Here is a 14,247-nt window from a genome sequence, read left to right on the forward strand (position 1 = left end):
ATGTTAAGCGATGTTTCTTAAAAGTAAATGGTGGTTCAAGTTAGGGGAAGGGCACTCATACGGGTGCCTTTTTCTTTAGAAATCATTAAAGGAGAGTGCAACATGACTATTATCAACTTGGATGATTTTCGAAAACAAAAAGAAAAACAAGTGGTGACGATACCAATCATTGAACGGATATACAAAGAAGATGGCGAGGTTAAGATTGAAGTATCTGGAGAACGAAAAGTTTCTAAAGCCTGGTTAAACAGACACGATAAGCAAGTATAATATGTCACTAAAGAAAAAGGACCTGATATGAATATCAGATCCTTTTTCACTATGTATAATTATTTCACTGCTTCTTTTAATTCTTTTCCGGCTTTAAATGCAGGTGCTTTAGATGCAGCAATTTGCATTTCTTCACCTGTTTGTGGATTACGTCCTGTACGTGCAGATCTTTCACGCAATAGTGATAGGTAACGTTTTGTTTATGCAACTCCACGTTTTCCCCCACTTCACACCGTACGTGCGCCTTTCAGCGCATACGGCGTTCCATCGATGTAGATACAAATGTTTACCCTGTACATCGTCACCTTTGTACGGGCATTATAGATACTTCTCGTCGCACATTTTTTTACAACTATACCTATACAGTCATTGTTAATTCTTTTCTTAATTTGTTGACCTTTTTGCACTGGCTAGGATTTAGTTCCATAACTTGTACATTATTATGGACATATTTGTGGCATCGAAGACAAAGCGTTGTTAAGTTAGACACTTTGTTTACTAATTCTAAAGGTAATTTAGGTTTCTTGTGGTGGACTTCCACCGATTCAGGATAAACAAATGATTTACATACGGAGCATTTGGCTTTATCACGCTTTATGGCATACGGTCTGTTCATAAAGTACTCAAAGTTGTGCTTGTGATTGTTGTGGTTAGCATATAGGTTTAATTTTTCATAGTTAACCCATATGTCTTCGAGATGTAACTTTAGCCTTTTGTTATGAGCATCGTGCCAAAGGTCTCGTCCCGAAGGGGTGTAAGGTAGCCACGCTGGATTAAACAATCTAGCGTATTCAATCTTTGTGATTGCACATTTTGTTATACCCACGATAGTATCCTGATAAGTTTCAGCATACGTTTTGGAGTTGTACTTATCGTGCCTTACGGCCCTATTTGTAAGTTCACAACATTTGTAAATCTGTTTAGTATGGTTCTTACCATAGAGTTTTTTGAAACTCCCGTAAGTTGACTTAAACAGTATGTGGTCGATTTTGGAAAATGTCCGTTTGGACATAGCAATACTGTAATAGTTAGACAGTCCAATTATTTTAGAGTTGATTAGTTCAATCTTAGTGACTCTATGTTTGAGGTGTTTGGTCCTCCGTAATTGGGAAATATCTTTACTTATTTCGCTAACCTTGGGCAGTATTTTCTTCCAGTCAGGATAGACTTTTGCGACAATCTTACCATCCAAACGCTTCGGTTCGGCTTTGATTCGGAATCCAAGGAAGTGTAAAGGTTCCTCACGACAATCCGTGATGACCGTCTTTTCTTCCGATAGTTCAAGGGAGAGTTGGTGTTTCATATACTTTCGTAACTTCGTGAGAAGTTTTTCTGCACACTCTTTTGTCTCCGTTAGGATTATCCAATCATCCGCGTACCTTACAAGATTCGTCTTGTAGTGTTTGGCAACAGATTTCTTTCGAAGGAATTGGTAATTCTTTTCCTCAACCGTTTTACCATTTCGTGTAGCAGCATAAGTGGTCACTGCCGAATGCGATTCCCATAAATCACTGACCATCCAGTCGAAGTTATTTAGGTAAACATTTGCTAACAAAGGGCTGATAATACCACCCTGTGGTGTGCCTTTGTCTGAGCTGATTATGTTTCCATTGTCAAGGATTTTAGATTTTAACATTTTCTTGATGAGGAAGAGGAATTGCTTGTCTTTTATCCCCATTTCCCACAATATCGCGAGTAGCTTATTATGGTTGATGTTGTCAAAATAACCCTTGATATCACCTTCGATGGCTATATAGGCTTTCGAGTTGATATTCTGAACTATTCTAGCGATTGCGTGTTCTGAACTTCTGTATGGTCTGAAACCATAACTGTGAGGATAGAACTTAGCCTCGCAATAAGGCTCGATAGCCATTCTTGCTATCTCTTGAATAATTCTATCAACTATGACCGGAATCCCTAGTGGTCTGAGTTTTCCTGTATTTCCTTTAGGAATATAGGTTCTTCTTACCGTGCTTGGATTATAGTTGTCGATTTGAGATTGTATTAGGTTGATAAGTTGTTTTCTATCCATTTGGAGATAGTCATTGATGGTTGTCCCATCTATTCCTGCGGTTTGAGAGCCGCGATTGGATTTGATGTTATGTATGGCTTTATCGATAACTGGTTCGGATTTCATGAACTCGGTTAGATTGTAGATGGGTTTTCCTTCTAAAGCCACCTGATACATTTTATCTTGGAATCCTAATAAATCTCTTTCGCCTGCGATTGTACGACCTTTGAACCCCATATCATCACTCCTATTAATAGTAGTTACTGATAGGTTAGCTGTTTGACTCGGACTTGCCTCGTATTGTCGTACGTCGATTTTCGCTATATTCTAACACCGACTAGTCCCCTTTGCTCCGGTATGTTTATATCCTTCATATAGAATTACTTCTATATTACTAATGGCATACCATCAACACTACTATGGGACACTGACTGCTTTCATCACCTTCATTGGTAATAGCATACCTCCTGTGATTACTTGCTCTCGACTGTTCCGCACTATCTTTCCTTATAAACTAAACTTAGGCTCCCTCTTTACGCCGTTAGGTCTGATTTGAGTTTAATACCACGAATTGTTCTCAAATTCCAAATCCATTTAAGGATTTGGATGATGAAATTATTGAAGAGAATTTCATCACACCTACTCTGTATCCCCTTTGTGACAAGGGGAGGTGGAACTATCGACGCTTCACGCAAGGGTTCGTCTCCTAGCCATATTTAGTTGTGGAGTCCCGCATCATTGTTACGTCCTCAAGACCTGAGGTCTTCTTATAATAGAAGAGCCACACGCAACGTGGATTACGACTTTACCTAGCTCCGCACAATCTGGTGTGCTATCACCTCGTTGCACGTAGGAGTATCAGACTCTTATCCTGGTTGTGATATTGGATAAGGGGTGTATTTTCATTCACCCATAAGATTGGTGCAGTTAGGATTCAGGTTGAATCCCGCTTCATTTCCTAGTTTTCGGACTTGCGTCCTACCACCTGATTGTCATGAGTGACGTTTAGGCAGCACTAGTTATTGAGCAACAGCCCGCACCTTCAAATGTACCAAAACCAATAATCTGTACTTTCTCTTCATTTGCAAGAGCATTTGTTATAGCATCTAATACAGCTTGTGTTGCTGCAGCTGCATCTTTTTGTGTAAGTTCTGCTTTTTCTGCTACCATTTTTGTTAATTCGGTTTTATTCATTTTTTGCACCTCTTTGAATGTAATAAGAGATTATTATAACGTACCTACGTTTCTGATGTAAATAAGATATATAGAAAAAGCCCTAGCAAGAGCTAGGGGCAATTCTGTGTGATAGTAGTACCAAGGAAACTAATCTCAGCATACAGTTAACATTTTTTATATTTATATTAATAAATATAAAACGGTGTTTCAGAGTATATGTTTGTTGCTGCATATTCTAAATTTAATAATATCCTTCCAAACTCATTTCATTTTAGAAGGATATTTCCAATCTTTTTCTGTTCCTGCTTTTGGAGTAGAATTAGACGTTTTTTGAGGAAGGGTTTGTTTCTCTATCTTATCCAATCGCTCTTCTACTTTTTCTATTGCCTCTTTTGTTTCTTTCAGCTCTAATTTAATTTCCGTCAACAAACGCAATATAGCGTCTCCCTTTGTCATTTTCAAAGCCAACCACCCCTTCATATATTCGTTCAAAAGAGTTTATATAGTTAGCATTTTACCATATCGAGCTTAATACAAAAAACAAGTATTGATGCCACAAAGAAAAGACACTCTCCTTTGAGTGTCTTTTCTCCAACTTGAACCATCTTAATTTTAATAACATCCACTTCTTCTTACAATTACAAATATATCAGCTATCTTTCAAATCACATTCATTTTACCATATTTATCTATAAAAATTTTTAAGAAATATGATTTATAACAATTTTAAATTAAAATCTAGCAAAAAACGAACGTATTTTCGTAAAATAGGTTGAATATTCGGGTTGAGTAGGAATATAATAAGAACAAACGTTCTATAGAGGGGGATAATAAAGTGGATGACTATTCACTTTGCCCAAACGATACAGTATTTTGCCTAGACCTTGTTTCTTTTTTCGCATCGGTTTCTTGCGTGAAATTAGGTTATGATCCACTAAGATAAAATACCAGATGTAATAGTTGTAAATCCGCAAATGGATACATACATACGGTGTTCAAACTATATAGCAAAGATTATATTACAGTACGTTCCCCCTGAATTTTATTTTCAATACAGCATCGATGAGTGCTTTATACAGACTGACAACATACTACCTCTTTTTGCTGATAGTCCCAGAGAATTTGCTGTAAAACTGCAGCACGAAATATATAGAAAAACAAGGGGAATATCCGCAGCAGTTGGAATAGGAAAAAACATGCTCATGGCAAAGATAGCGCTTGATGTGACTGCTAAACATAGTCCAGATCTAATAGCGGAGTGGGATTATAGTGATGTCCCCACAAAAATTTGGCCAATACGTCCACTAAGTAAGTTCTGGGGAATATCGACAAAAACAGAAGCAAAGTTAAATAGGAAGGGAATACATACAATAGGTGACTTAGCTCATTATCCTTTAAAATATTTGCAGCAGGAATTCGGGGTTATCGGAACCGATTTACATCTCCATAGCCATGGAATTGACTTTAGCCGTATTACGGATACATACAAACCAAAATCTACTTCCATTGGGAAGAGTCAAATTCTAATGCGAGATTATAAAATTGAAGAGATACCAGTAATTCTGCTAGAACAGATAGAAGAGGTTTGCTACCGTATGAGAATGAAACATAAACTCGCTCGAACCGTTCAATTCTCAATAGGTTACAGTCGTTCATATGGTGGTGGTTTTAGAAGAAGCGTAACATTTGAGCGGCCAACTTGTATGACAATGGATATCTATCATATATGTCTAAAACATTTGATGCAGTTGCATACAGGCGAACCTATTAGAAGTATCAGTATTTCTCTGACTAACTTAGTAAGTGAAGGTGAGGAACAAATTTCTATATTTGATGATGTAAAGAAGAGAGAACAACAAATTAAATTAACACGGGCTTTAGACGAAATTCGAACTCGTTTCGGTAAAAATAGCATTTTACGGGCTATATCTTACACACCACATTCAACGATTAAATACAGAAATACACTTGTAGGAGGCCACAAAGCATGAAAGAGACACGTATTCCACGAGGACGTGGCATTGAGAAATGGGCACCATTTTCTAGTATGCCGGAACAGTTTGCAGGTCTACATAAATTAATTCATGATCAAACAAAAGTATCCAAACCAATATTAGATTTACAAAAATCTGAAGAAATAAATCAAGTGTTAATACAAGCCATACAGACAAAAGAAGAAGTTGATCTCTGGCATTATAAAGATGGAATTATACTATATAAAATTGTAAGCATTCATAAGTTAGATGCAATAAATAAGACATTAGTTGTTACTGATGCATTTGGTTTTAACAATTCATTGTACTTAGTTGATATTGTAGAGTGTAGCATTCACAAATAATGAAAAAAGGTATGGTTGGACTATCCAAACACATACCTTTTCATGGATTTTAAACACATTTTTACCACCATAGAATGGTAAGTTTTTTGCAATGTTAGTACATTAGAAAATGTCCCTATTAGAATCAATCATTAATACAAATTGTTCAACCTGTTTACAAAAACGCTCACGCTGCTGTTCATCCAGACTTGCATAGGTAGCCTGTGTTGTCGAAATCAAATCCTTAATTGGTTCGTCTTCAAAATCTGTTTGATAACCAATTAACATATTTACCGATACATTAAAATAGAACGCTAAAAGAATTATTGTACTAATATCAGGCTCGTATCGATTGGTTTCCCAATTCTTAATCTGGCTTCGAGTTAAATTCAATTGTTCAGCTAGCTGTTCTTGCGTAAGATCTCTAGATTTTCTTAGTCTTTTTAATACTTCACCAAAATTTATCATAACTATAGTATAAAATTTAAGAATTTCAACTACTACAAACAGTCGCTTTACTACCGTATAATACATAAGGTGTTATTTGCATTTGGTTAATTTCATTTGGTAAAGTGTTTTTTAATGAAATATGTATAATCGATAAGAATATCTAACGCTTCTTGTTGTTTTTCAGCAGGTAAATCTGCAAGTGCTACTTTAATGGATTCTAATTTACTTTCTAGAGGATTATTTCTTCCAAACAATTCATCAATGGAGATATTGTGCAGCTCTGCAATCCGCATTATCGAATCTGCATCAGGATCAGCTTTCCCATATTCCCAATTGGCATAAGTAGTGCGGGCAATATTTAGGCGATGTGATATATCGGATTGGGTGTATCCTTGTTTTTTTCGCAATTCAGCAAGTCGTTTGCTTAGATGAGACATATCATCACCTTTTCCTTTCTGATTTATAAGGTTAGTGTAAAACAGAAAAGGTAAAATGTACCCTTATGACTTATAATAAGTCATTTTTTTAATTTACTTGTAATAAATAGTCAGAATGTTATGATGAAAGAGAAAGATTTAGAGTTCTATGAACAAAAAAATAGGAAAAAATCGATACATTAAATCGAGATTCTTCCTATTATATATACTTACTAAAATAATGAATTTCCTATATCTATTGTGGCCAAGTTTTGACGTCTTGTACGTTCCCTTAAATAACGTTCCGTCGTCATAATAGATTCATGTCCTAAATAGTCACGTATTTTCTTAAGCTCGACACCTTTTCCCATCAAATGATTTGCAAAGAAGTGCCTGCAGGTATGGGGAGTAATTCTATCTTTTCGATAACGTAGAAATGGTAAGTTTATTTCTACAATTTTTTCTGCTACATATTTTGATAAGTAGTCGGCCCTATAGTGAGATCCATCCGCTTTAGGTAGAAAAGCAGATATGCTAGAGGCGTCCAATTCACTTGTTTGTTTACGCAATTGGCGAAGATGACAAATATCATCGAGTACATCCTCAAATATACGGACTTCTCTAGTTTTATTTCCTTTTCCAACTACACGTAGGAGATAGAGATTTAAAGAAGGATGAAATGCAAGGTCAGCCCATTTTGAGTTTGCAACTTCCTCAATCCGAAGTCCAGTAGTCGTAAGGAGGAAAAACAAGGAATACATAAAGAAATTTGTTTTCTTCAGTGTATCTAGAATTTCATTCACTTCTTCCGGAAACAGGTCACGGTTGACTAGCTCTTCTTTTTTTACAGATACTTTTTTGAGACGACTACTAAAGTCGTCTGAGAGTCCATCGTTATCATAAACATATTTTAAAAACTGCTGAACCACTGTTTTCTTTCGACGTAATGTAGTGGCAGCATATTTCTTACTTAATTCATAGAAGTAGATTTCCATCTCATTATGGGATAACTCCTGGATGGTTCCGATTGTTTCTTTTATATAACGAAGAAAATGAGAAAGATCGTGCAGATACTGTTGTTTTGTTCGCTCACTTCTTTTTTTCGTTAAAGAAGGCTCGTCGTGTAAAAATAAATAAACTAATGATTCTTCACTTAATTGAGAGTAGTCAATATTACGGATACCCAAACCCATAATTTTTTCAAAATGACTGCTATCAAAAAAATCTGATTTTGATTTTACAATTTGGTTACTATGTTCGTAATTTATAATATTCAAATCTAAACACAACCTTTTATGGAATGAAATATTAAATAAATATTTTTATATAAATTTTTATGATTCTAATTATACCACAATAAATAGATTATTTATTGTGGTATAAAACAAAACAACATAACTAATTATTTTATATATAGATGAAATAATTTCCGTTAGATCGTATAATCAAAATAGCATACCTTTTTATTTTATTTGAGTTTTCTTTTTTATTCATAAGATAAAGGAGGAGTACTTGTGGAAGATGAACGAAGAGCCATTATCAATGAAATATCCTATTTAGAAGTGAAGCATTGTATCGAATGTCCTTTATATACTTCAAAAGAAGTTGCATCTGAAAAAAACCAAAAGAAAAAAACAAGAAATAATAAATTATGTGAGGGCTGTCCGGTGTATAAAGAAATAAGAGAGAGAGGAGAACGATTGAATAAATTATCAAAACAAGGTACATTTAATACAATAAAACAAAAATATATGGACAATCCAAGTGTGTATTTGCAGTACAAAGAATATCCGATTGAGGTTATAATAGCGGAATTAGGAATAACAAAGTACGAACTGAGAAAACGGATGAAACAAACGATGCTGCAGACTAAAATGGAATAATTCATGATATATGAGGTGGAACCTTGAATTACATATCTTTTGAAGAACTTTGCACAATGGCAAAGTTAAGTAAGGGACAATTGAGTTATTTAATTAAACATAAGCAAATTGAGCCAGCTAATTTAATAAGTTGGAAAGCAGATGGAGGATATAGATTCCACGAGGAAGACGCAAGGAGAATACTTGAAATTTATAAAGATCTATATACTTTAAAAGAGGCGGCTACATATTTACAGAAATCAAAAACATATGTATCAAACATGGCAAAAGAAGGGGCCTTACCATTTAAAGAAGTATTGAAAGGTAAACGAAGAGAAAAGCTCTATCATATAGAGGATTTAAAAGAATTTAAAAGAAGTATGGATAATGTGAATAAGGAAAGCCAAAGAATGTATGATCATATCCCATTGCATACTAAAAATCTTCTATTGTTTGACGCCGTTACATTAGATGAACAACCTGTAAGAGTAATAGATGTAACGAAACGGAGTGGGATTAATCTACAGAATGAATATATGACAATTCCGGAAGATGTTTCATCAAATCATTTTTCTCAAAAATGTATTCAGGCTACGAGAATTACCAAACCTGGGGATGTTACTTTCTTATTCCCATTATATACAGCTTATGACGTCATGTTGTATATAATATCTCATTTAGGTGCCTCAAATGTTCTTGTTTCTAAAAAAAAATGAAGGGTACTTGATGAAGTGCAAACTAGGAAATATCCCTTATGATGCTCATATATTTAGAGTGCTTAATACTTGTTTGATAAGTGGTAACTTGCAAAAGAAGAAAGATATAATATATTTTACAAATAATAAAGAGCATGTCAGTTTGTATCTAAAATCTGAAATAATTGAGAATGCGAAACACATGGCCAAAGAAAAAGGGTATAAGGGATACAAAAAAGTGTTAGAAGAAATTTTAAGTGAAAAATTGAGTGATTAACGGATATATTGCGTGAAAATACCTCAACAAAATCGGCTATTTATAGCCGATTTCTTTTTAAGGGTTTTATTAGCCCTGTATTAAGGATAACTTCTTCTTGGGTAAAATGACATTAACTTCAAAATAGAACCCTCATACAATTCAATCTGAGAGCCCGTTTTTTGAAGTAGTTAAATTAAATTGCAAATTGTATTTTTAAAAGCAGTGTTCCCTCTTCGCTACAAATTCTGAATATATAGAATAACTTTTAAATTAAATGAATTTAAAATACAAAAGCGCGTATCCATCAGTATACATAATTAAATTATAGTAAACTAATGTTCGGTTTAATTCCTACACTAAAATATTAGAAAATGGTTGAGGCCGTAAGGATTTGCTATTTAAGAGAGTGGAAACATAATAAAATAGTAGTACAATTGCATAATAGCATGGGAATTTTCGTTTGCGATTTTAATACTCAAAATGATCCATCTATACTACGAAAACGACAACAATTTTTAAAAGACATAGTTGATAAATTCAAAGTACAGAGCTACATGAATGCAGCAATCAATTTTTCTAAAGTTTTCCTGGAAAATTTAATTATGTTTACTGATATCTTTTGTAGAATCTATTTTTATAATAATATCTTTAATCTTCAATGGAATAGTTTTTTTGAAAACCTAATTTTTTTAATATCTTGTCCCCAGAGTTAAAATTTTCTAAATGGAGAGGTGTTTTAGGGTGCATAGAAAATTATGGGGAAAATGTAATATTTGTAACTACCTGATTTTTAATATGACCATATGTTCTCTCAAATATTTTCATTTTAAGTGATATTTTTATTTATTTCTATCCCATTTTGTTTATTATGCATTTCCTAAAAGAAATGAAGTATTTATACATAACTATTTAATGTATTTTAATTGGAAACTTCCTTGTTGAGAAAATTACAATATGATTCTGCTTTTTCAAAGATACAAATCTCAAAAATGATTATTTTTGAGATATTCGAACAACAAGCGCTTCCCGAAAGCTTTTCTTAAAAACTATATCCCTGATAAGTGTTTTTTGAATGGTGATAAATTAGGATAAAATAACTTTATCAAGTAAATTTATAAATAAATATGGTAAAATAGGTATAGAGCGAGAGCTCAAAAGTAAAATGGTGATTTAAGATAAAAAGTACTCATTTGGGTGCTTTTTTTCTGTCTTACATACAGAAAAGGGGATTGTATCATGAATATTATTGACTTAGAACTAGTCCGAAAGTGTAAAATAAACAAAGATAAAATGATTACAATACCAATTATTGAACGGGTCTATGAAAATAATGGAGAAATTCAGTTTGAAATAATTGGTGAAAAGGAAGTTTCTATTGCTTGGCTAGAAAAGGATAGATACGAAAATAATTTTTGAATATTAATTTACATTCATTTTCTTTATGTCATTGAGTTTTTTGTATTATCTTATTTTATTCAAAGACACTAATCAAAAAATAAAAGGAATCGGAACCATCTATACTATATATTAACAAAATAAGAGTTTTAAAGTGGGGGTTTTTCTGACGTGCAACGAATTAAGAAATTTATTTATAGTTGCATAACAGGGGTTCCCAAATTGCTTGTCTAATTCGATTTTCATAGATTGACACCCTCACTCCTAAAGAGGCAAGCTGACTAACGTCAGTTGAATTCTTGCTGTCAAAGGCGAAGTCCATTTCTGGTATCGCTGACGTGCAAGAGTGCGGTGTGCCATCACCACTCTCACGACAGACCGTATAGGTTCGTGAGCTACGGTACCATGACCAGACCATACAGCTAGTCGCGTGTTCAAATGTTTTAGTATCTTGTTCTTGATGCACATATCATTTTATCGATAGCGTGAATCTATCAAACTCCATATGATATCTTGTTTTCAAGGAACAAATAGGCGTTTTAAAGACTTGTTCTTATCTAAAGTTAAATTATACTCAAAAAACAATTATTTTTTTATGAAAAAGCGATTGTTTCATCCCGTGCTTAAATCCGGACTAAAGTACGGTAGGGGATTTCCTATATCGCGAAATCTGTAAGTTATATAAAAATATTCTACTATAGAAATGTATATATTTTTGTGTGGAAATTCAATTATTCTCATTACTACCTGTTGGGTACTATGCAACTACAAACAATTTGAAAAGAGGACCTTATAGATTAATAATGTTGATTATGTCAATAAATATGTAAAATTATATATATGAATAAGTATTATTTGTTAATTAATTTTATATTTATATATAAAACCTTTGATACATGTTACTGTTTAGGTGTTAAATACAAATAAGGAGATGGAAATATGTTTAAAAAGCTTGTTTTAGGAGTAACTTCATTAGCAATAGCATCAGCAGTTGGATTAGGTTTTTCGTCGGAAGCATCAGCAGCTCCAGCGCCACCACTTACTTCTGTGAAAATAGTAAAAGTTGAATCACAGTTCGGAGGAGTAGAATTTATTAACTCAAATAGTCTTAGTACATCTCAACACCATGGTGGTAGTTATTTATACGTTTATACTAGAGATATGGGTTATGGATCTAATCCAGGCGCACAAATGAATGGAGGATTCCTTAAGAAAGTAGGCTCAACCCCAATAGATGTGAACGGTGATCGTACAATTGATGGGTGGGAGTATAAATGGGATGCATCGGTTTATCAATCTGGTGGCCAATTCCAATATAAAAATAGATCTACAAATGCTCCGTGGAATACACTGTCTACGTCTTTAAATATTAGATAAGGGATAAGTAGGGTAATAAAAAGAGCGATTTATCATCTCAAAGGTGGTGAATCGTTCTTTTTGTGTCTGCAAAAGCACAAAGCAGTTATATTTTAAGCAAAGGTAGAAGCAAGGCGTTATTTATCATTTTAAAATGATTTACCAGACAAGTGAGGGAATTCAATGGTTTATGATTCGCCGCTTTTATAAGAACTGAAATGGAATATTATCTACCCAAAGCTACTTTACAAATAGTATGATATATTCTTTATAAATTATGAACTTTTAAATCAAAATTGATAATGATTTCACGAAATCATTATTTAATCTTAGTACAATAAAAGAGGAATCCACTATTTATGAACGAGTATTCCAATGTGATTGTGGTTGCGTTTCCACTGCTCCAAAAGTACTATTCCTATATTCTTCATTTTCAATTATCCAACGATAAAGAATAATCGAATGGATAGATAATTCTTTTACAACCTCTTTCACAAATATATTCTCTTCCAAAACTCATTGGATTAAGGTCATTTTAAATTGACAATCATAGACTTTCCTACCCATAAACTGAATCACCTTTTTCATTTAACTTAGTGTCCAATTTATTGTAGCATCTCCTATCCAGCAATTGGGGGCAAAAAAAATATTTTTCATATAATAATAAATGCATAATCATTTATTAACTTTATGCATTTATTATAAGGGGAAATTATTTTTAAAGGATAGATTGGAGGAAGCTATATGTCATGTGAAAAAGATAAAAGCCAATTTGATTCAAATGAAATTTTGTTTGCACCTACTTTAGACCCTAGTTTAATAGGGCCTACTTTCCCGCCGATCCATCTCTTACGTTTACCAAATGGAATTACAGGACCTACAGGGCCAACGGGATCTACTGGGTTAAATGGAATTACAGGACCTACAGGGCCAACGGGGTCTACTGGATTAAGTGGAGTTACAGGACCTACAGGGCCAACGGGATCTACTGGGTTAAATGGAATTACAGACCTACAGGGCCAACGGGGTCTACTGGATTAAGTGGAGTTACAGGACCTACAGGGCCAACGGGATCTACTGGGTTAAATGGAATTACAGGACCTACAGGGCCAACGGGGTCTACTGGATTAAGTGGAGTTACAGGACCTACAGGGTCAACGGGATCTACTGGGTTAAATGGAATTACAGGACCTACAGGGCCAACGGGTCTACTTGGATTAAGTGGAGTTACAGGACCTACAGGGCCAACGGGATCTACTGGGTTAAATGGGATTACAGACCTACAGGTCAACGGGGTCTACTGGATTAAGTGGAGTTACAGGACCTACAGGGCCAACGGGATCTACTGGGTTAAATGGGATTACAGGACCTACAGGGTCAACGGGGTCTACTGGATTAAGTGGAGTTACAGGACCTACAGGGCCAACGGGAATCTACTGGGTTAAATGGGATTACAGGACCTACAGGGTCAACGGGGTCTACTGGATTAAGTGGAGTTACAGGACCTACAGGGCCAACGGGAATCTACTGGGTTAAATGGAATTACAGGACCTACAGGGTCAACGGGGCCCCTGTCTACAGCGAATAATGCACGTATTGGTCGTGATCCTGCAAATGATTCCGTTGTTGTTGCAGATGGTGATTCTATTATATTCACAACTGGTTTTACGATAAATGGAACCGATTTTCTTTTACTGGTCCCTCTCCAGATATCAATCTTAGCGGAGGACATACGTATTTTATTCTTACGAAACAAGTGCAACGATACCAAACCAATGGTCAAGTTATCGTAGATTTAGGTACGATTACTGGTGCCCGGAGTCAGTTCTCGCAACAAACAGTTGCATCAATTGTTACATTGAGTTCTAGCGCAATCTTTAATGCTGGTGGGGATATAACAATAAATTTAATTAATAACTCTGGTGCGAGTGTCACTTTTTTTAAATCCTATAGTAATATCATCGAATTATCGTAAAACAATCATAATAACTGCAACTAAAATAAAAGAGTATCTATTGAATATAGATATTGTAAGTCATG

General features: G+C 34.5%; 14 protein-coding genes and 4 pseudogenes. 10 read left to right on the forward strand and 8 right to left on the reverse strand.

Features of this window, described 5'->3' with window-relative positions:
• The first annotated feature begins 102 nt into the window (after nucleotides 1-102).
• Nucleotides 103-270, forward strand: coding sequence for a hypothetical protein (locus tag NHG49_RS31320; protein WP_002139645.1), 168 nt, complete (start codon nucleotides 103-105; stop codon nucleotides 268-270).
• Between the two features lie 59 nt (nucleotides 271-329).
• On the opposite strand, the pseudogene NHG49_RS31325 reads toward NHG49_RS31320, so the two are convergent.
• The 4 genes and pseudogenes from NHG49_RS31325 to NHG49_RS31340 all read right to left on the reverse strand — a co-directional run.
• Nucleotides 330-449: pseudogene (locus tag NHG49_RS31325) on the reverse strand (HU family DNA-binding protein); the annotation flags it as partial.
• Between the two features lie 179 nt (nucleotides 450-628).
• Nucleotides 629-2,518 carry a group II intron reverse transcriptase/maturase gene (gene ltrA, locus NHG49_RS31330; RefSeq protein WP_258126064.1) on the reverse strand — a complete coding sequence of 630 codons (1,890 nt, stop codon included), beginning with the start codon at nucleotides 2,516-2,518 and terminating at the stop codon, nucleotides 629-631.
• 804 nt (nucleotides 2,519-3,322) lie between these two features.
• Nucleotides 3,323-3,475 (reverse strand): annotated as a pseudogene (locus NHG49_RS31335) (HU family DNA-binding protein); the annotation flags it as partial.
• A gap of 243 nt (nucleotides 3,476-3,718) precedes the next feature.
• Nucleotides 3,719-3,913, reverse strand: coding sequence for a hypothetical protein (locus NHG49_RS31340; protein WP_033710306.1), 195 nt, complete (start codon nucleotides 3,911-3,913; stop codon nucleotides 3,719-3,721).
• A 379-nt stretch (nucleotides 3,914-4,292) separates the two neighbouring features.
• Between NHG49_RS31340 and NHG49_RS31345 the strand changes: the two are divergent.
• Together NHG49_RS31345 and NHG49_RS31350 are read left to right on the forward strand one after the other, a co-directional pair.
• Nucleotides 4,293-5,448: pseudogene (locus NHG49_RS31345) on the forward strand (DinB/UmuC family translesion DNA polymerase).
• Nucleotides 5,445-5,795: a YolD-like family protein gene (locus tag NHG49_RS31350; protein WP_258127237.1), complete on the forward strand. Its 351-nt coding sequence runs from the start codon at nucleotides 5,445-5,447 to the stop codon at nucleotides 5,793-5,795. Before NHG49_RS31345 ends, NHG49_RS31350 begins: the two are co-directional and overlap by 4 nt.
• A gap of 102 nt (nucleotides 5,796-5,897) precedes the next feature.
• Here the strand turns inward: NHG49_RS31350 and NHG49_RS31355 are convergent, their stop codons facing one another.
• The 3 genes from NHG49_RS31355 to NHG49_RS31365 all read right to left on the reverse strand — a co-directional run bounded on the left by NHG49_RS31355 (nucleotide 5,898) and on the right by NHG49_RS31365 (nucleotide 7,917).
• A complete protein-coding gene (locus NHG49_RS31355; protein ID WP_258127239.1) occupies nucleotides 5,898-6,242 on the reverse strand; it encodes a helix-turn-helix transcriptional regulator in 345 nt (114 codons plus the stop codon).
• 92 nt (nucleotides 6,243-6,334) lie between these two features.
• On the reverse strand, nucleotides 6,335-6,661 hold the full coding sequence (locus tag NHG49_RS31360) for a helix-turn-helix domain-containing protein (protein ID WP_258127236.1): 327 nt from the start codon (nucleotides 6,659-6,661) through the stop codon (nucleotides 6,335-6,337).
• 212 nt (nucleotides 6,662-6,873) lie between these two features.
• The gene (locus NHG49_RS31365; RefSeq protein ID WP_258127235.1) at nucleotides 6,874-7,917 is read right to left on the reverse strand and encodes a tyrosine-type recombinase/integrase; all 1,044 of its coding nucleotides are present in this window, start codon (nucleotides 7,915-7,917) and stop codon (nucleotides 6,874-6,876) included.
• A gap of 237 nt (nucleotides 7,918-8,154) precedes the next feature.
• On the opposite strand from NHG49_RS31365, the gene NHG49_RS31370 reads away from it, so the two are divergent.
• The 5 genes from NHG49_RS31370 to NHG49_RS31390 all read left to right on the forward strand — a co-directional run bounded on the left by NHG49_RS31370 (nucleotide 8,155) and on the right by NHG49_RS31390 (nucleotide 12,228).
• Nucleotides 8,155-8,523 (forward strand): transposase, encoded by a 369-nt coding sequence (locus NHG49_RS31370; RefSeq protein WP_258127234.1) that lies wholly within the window; start codon nucleotides 8,155-8,157, stop codon nucleotides 8,521-8,523.
• 23 nt (nucleotides 8,524-8,546) lie between these two features.
• Complete coding sequence (locus NHG49_RS31375) at nucleotides 8,547-9,218, forward strand: helix-turn-helix domain-containing protein (RefSeq protein ID WP_258127246.1); 672 nt, start codon at nucleotides 8,547-8,549, stop codon at nucleotides 9,216-9,218.
• Between the two features lie 10 nt (nucleotides 9,219-9,228).
• On the forward strand, nucleotides 9,229-9,474 hold the full coding sequence (locus NHG49_RS31380; protein ID WP_258127247.1) for a hypothetical protein: 246 nt from the start codon (nucleotides 9,229-9,231) through the stop codon (nucleotides 9,472-9,474).
• A 1,218-nt stretch (nucleotides 9,475-10,692) separates the two neighbouring features.
• Nucleotides 10,693-10,872, forward strand: coding sequence for a hypothetical protein (locus NHG49_RS31385; protein WP_258127232.1), 180 nt, complete (start codon nucleotides 10,693-10,695; stop codon nucleotides 10,870-10,872).
• Between the two features lie 918 nt (nucleotides 10,873-11,790).
• Nucleotides 11,791-12,228, forward strand: a complete 438-nt coding sequence (locus tag NHG49_RS31390; RefSeq protein WP_258127231.1) for a DUF4879 domain-containing protein — start codon at nucleotides 11,791-11,793, stop codon at nucleotides 12,226-12,228.
• A gap of 336 nt (nucleotides 12,229-12,564) precedes the next feature.
• Here the strand turns inward: NHG49_RS31390 and NHG49_RS31395 are convergent, their stop codons facing one another.
• Complete coding sequence (locus tag NHG49_RS31395) at nucleotides 12,565-12,702, reverse strand: hypothetical protein (RefSeq protein WP_258127248.1); 138 nt, start codon at nucleotides 12,700-12,702, stop codon at nucleotides 12,565-12,567.
• A gap of 249 nt (nucleotides 12,703-12,951) precedes the next feature.
• Between NHG49_RS31395 and NHG49_RS31865 the strand changes: the two are divergent.
• A pseudogene (locus tag NHG49_RS31865) lies at nucleotides 12,952-13,638 on the forward strand (exosporium leader peptide-containing protein); the annotation flags it as partial.
• Between the two features lie 59 nt (nucleotides 13,639-13,697).
• Nucleotides 13,698-14,000 (forward strand): hypothetical protein, encoded by a 303-nt coding sequence (locus tag NHG49_RS31975; protein ID WP_483861640.1) that lies wholly within the window; start codon nucleotides 13,698-13,700, stop codon nucleotides 13,998-14,000.
• The last annotated feature ends 247 nt before the right edge of the window (nucleotides 14,001-14,247 follow it).

This window comes from Bacillus sp. IBL03825 (genome assembly GCF_024712505.1).
GTDB lineage: Bacteria > Bacillota > Bacilli > Bacillales > Bacillaceae_G > Bacillus_A > Bacillus_A wiedmannii.

Excerpts from the sequence above, each read along its gene's own strand:
- NHG49_RS31380 (WP_258127247.1), top strand. The coding sequence starts at position 9,229 with ATGAAGTGCAAACTAGGAAATATCCCTTATGATGCTCATATATTTAGA.
- NHG49_RS31350 (WP_258127237.1), top strand. The coding sequence starts at position 5,445 with ATGAAAGAGACACGTATTCCACGAGGACGTGGCATTGAGAAATGGGCA.
- ltrA (WP_258126064.1), bottom strand. The coding sequence starts at position 2,518 with ATGGGGTTCAAAGGTCGTACAATCGCAGGCGAAAGAGATTTATTAGGA.
- NHG49_RS31360 (WP_258127236.1), bottom strand. The coding sequence starts at position 6,661 with ATGTCTCATCTAAGCAAACGACTTGCTGAATTGCGAAAAAAACAAGGA.
- NHG49_RS31320 (WP_002139645.1), top strand. The coding sequence starts at position 103 with ATGACTATTATCAACTTGGATGATTTTCGAAAACAAAAAGAAAAACAA.
- NHG49_RS31390 (WP_258127231.1), top strand. The coding sequence starts at position 11,791 with ATGTTTAAAAAGCTTGTTTTAGGAGTAACTTCATTAGCAATAGCATCA.
- NHG49_RS31385 (WP_258127232.1), top strand. The coding sequence starts at position 10,693 with ATGAATATTATTGACTTAGAACTAGTCCGAAAGTGTAAAATAAACAAA.
- NHG49_RS31355 (WP_258127239.1), bottom strand. The coding sequence starts at position 6,242 with ATGATAAATTTTGGTGAAGTATTAAAAAGACTAAGAAAATCTAGAGAT.
- NHG49_RS31340 (WP_033710306.1), bottom strand. The coding sequence starts at position 3,913 with ATGACAAAGGGAGACGCTATATTGCGTTTGTTGACGGAAATTAAATTA.